The sequence below is a fragment of the Neisseria sp. P0021.S005 genome (assembly GCF_051956955.1).
In genome coordinates this window covers 1-2,671 of sequence record NZ_JBQCWY010000411.1, presented here as the reverse complement: position 1 = coordinate 2,671, position 2,671 = coordinate 1, and the positions used below count along the sequence as shown (strand labels likewise).

General features: G+C 55.1%; 3 protein-coding genes. All 3 read right to left on the bottom strand.

Annotation, left to right across the window (positions count from 1 at the left end):
• The coding region (locus tag ACTHUE_RS14920) for a FecCD family ABC transporter permease (protein ID WP_440423890.1) at positions 1-604 on the bottom strand (604 nt) is incomplete at its 3' end.
• A gap of 142 nt (positions 605-746) precedes the next feature.
• Positions 747-1,538 (bottom strand): heme/hemin ABC transporter substrate-binding protein, encoded by a 792-nt coding sequence (locus ACTHUE_RS14915; RefSeq protein WP_004520550.1) that lies wholly within the window; start codon positions 1,536-1,538, stop codon positions 747-749.
• A 72-nt stretch (positions 1,539-1,610) separates the two neighbouring features.
• On the bottom strand, positions 1,611-2,671 hold a 1,061-nt coding region (locus ACTHUE_RS14910; RefSeq protein WP_440423889.1), incomplete at its 5' end, for a TonB-dependent receptor domain-containing protein.

Here is a 2,671-nt window from a genome sequence, read left to right as displayed (position 1 = left end):
CCGTCATCAAAACGTCCAGCCGCCTGCCTGCCGACAGCAAAATCAGAAAACCGGGCAACATGACCGCGATTGCCGCGACAGGCGATGAGAAACCGGCTTCGGCAAGGCTGCCCGACAGCCATGTGGTCGCGCTGCGCAATACCAAATCGTCAGATAAAAACAAAATCATACTGACCACCGCGCCCGAAAACGCGCTCAACACAAACCCCAACACCAGCAATCCCAAAGTACCGCCGCCGAGCAGTTTATGCACCGCCAAAATCAGCAGGCACACACCCAATGCACCGAGAAAAGCCGCGCCCGGCACACCCATCTCGCCACCGCCCAAAGCCAATAACACAATTACGCCCAAGGCCGCCCCACCCGACGTCCCGATTAAACTCGGATCGGCCAGCGGGTTCTCAAATAAAGCCTGTAATGCCGCCCCCGAAGCGGACAAACCGGCTCCAACCAAAAGCGCGGTATAGATGCGTGGTAAACGAATTTGGCGGACGGTTTCATCCATCGCCAACGGCGACTCCCACGCGCCAAAGCCGATGCCGCAGCACAAATAAACGGCGGCGGCAGTAAGCAGCAGGCAGAGGGTAAGGATATGCGGTTTCATGACATCATGCGGTTTAAGCGGATTGAGGGACGGTTTCAGACGGCATTTTTAAGACAACCGTTTTGCTTCCTACTCAACAAGAAGGAACAAATCGAGGCCGTCTGAAAACAAAAATCGGGCAGAGTTTTCAAAACAGGTGCGTTTATTTCGCCAAACCATGCAAACGCTGAATCACTTGTGGCGTATCCAGACCATAACGGAACATATCGTTGGCCTTCCACAAATAAATCTTGCCGTTTTTCGCGGCAGGCGAGCCGGCGATTTCGGGGCGTGCGGCAAAGGTTTTGACGTTGCCTATCATAGCGGTGTTGTGGTCGGCAATAATGATGATATCGGGTTTGGCCGCAATCCATGCCTCACGCGTCATCGGTTTGAGACCGTCAATGGCGGCTGCGGCATTGATACCGCCGGCGCGGCGGATGATTTCGTCGGCGGCAGTGTTTTTGCCCGATACGATGCGCCCGTCGTAGCTGAAGAGGTAGCGTTTGCCGCTGGAAGGCTGTTGTTTCATATCCGCCTGCCACTTACCGGCCAACTTATCCGCCTGCGCGCTTTTACCGATAAGCTGACCGATGTTGCGGATACTTTGCGGATAGGCGGCGATGCTGTCATCGGGCGCAACATTGACGGCTTTAATGCCTGCTTTTTGCAGGTGGGTAAAAATATCGGCAGGCTGCGCCATCCATGAACCGATGGCGATGTCGGGTTTGGCGGCCACAATCGGTTCAACCGTCAGGCGGCGATGAATGCCGATACTGGGCTTGTTTTTCAATGCCGGATTTTGAACGGTCTGATCGCGGCCGACGATTTCGTCCAATGCGCCGAGCGCGGCAACGATGTCTGCCGTATCGGGGGTCAACACGACGATGCGTTGCGCGTGTGCAGTGCCGGTCAACGAAATAAGTGCGGAAAGCAGAAGGAGTTTGAGTTTCATTTATTTTCCTTGTCGAATGCTTTCAGACGGCCTGCTCGCTTTCTCAGGCCGTCTGAAAACGGTTAAATCACATTAGAACTTCAGTTGTACGGTTGCGGCGAAATTGCGGCCGGTTTCGGTGTACAAATCCATCACGCTTGAGCGGCTCATGCCGGCGACGTCTGCGTGTTGCCAGTATTTTTTGTTGCCGATATTGTAAATGTTCGCGCCGATTTCGACGTTTTTAGACGGCTTGTACCACGCTCCGACATCCCATACGCCGTAGCCCGGCGCTTGGAAAATGCTGTCGCTGCTGACGCGGCTGTGTTTTTTCGACCAGCGCAGTTTGGTATCGCCCCCCCATTTTTCTTGCGCGTAGTCCACGCCCAAAACGCCGTTGAGCGGGTAGGCGGAATCCAGCGGCGTGCCGTCTTGCTGCTTGCCACGCATCCAAGCGATGCTGCCGGAGACTTGCCAGCCCGGCAGGAATTTGTAGGCGGCAGAGGCTTCGGCACCGTAGGTTTTGACGTGATCAAGGTTTTGATATTGGTACTGGATAATCGGGCGACCGCCTATGGAGGCAGTGCCGACTTCGGTGCGGTCGATGAAGTTTCGATAACGGTTGTAGAACGCGGTAACTTGCGCACGGGTGCGTTCGTTTTTGAACTTCATCCCCAATTCAAAGCTGTTGGAGCGTTCGGATTTGAGGTTGGCATTGGGAATGACGGCATAGCCGTAGGTCGTATTGGCAAACGCCATGGTCGCACTGTCAAACGGCGGCGTACGGAAGCCTTGGGAATAAGTGGCAAAACTGGTGAACTGCTCACCCATCGGTACACTCAGGCGCAGGCTGGGTGTAAACGCGGAATCGCTAAAGCGCGTCGCCGTTCCGCTGGGGTTGGCGTTGAGATAGGCTTGATCGGTCGAAGTGTTCAGCTTGTCTTTTTCGTAACGCAAGGCCGGTGTCAGGACGATGCCGTTGCCGAAAGTCAGGCTGTCTTGTGCGTAAACGCTGAACGTTTTGCGCTTGCTGTCGGGGAAAGTTTTATTCGGATAGGTGCTGCCTGCATAAACTTTGCTGACGGCACCGGTCAGATTGTCCACTGTCAGGCTGTCGCGCGGACGGGCGGTCTCGGTGTGTTTGTATTCGGCGC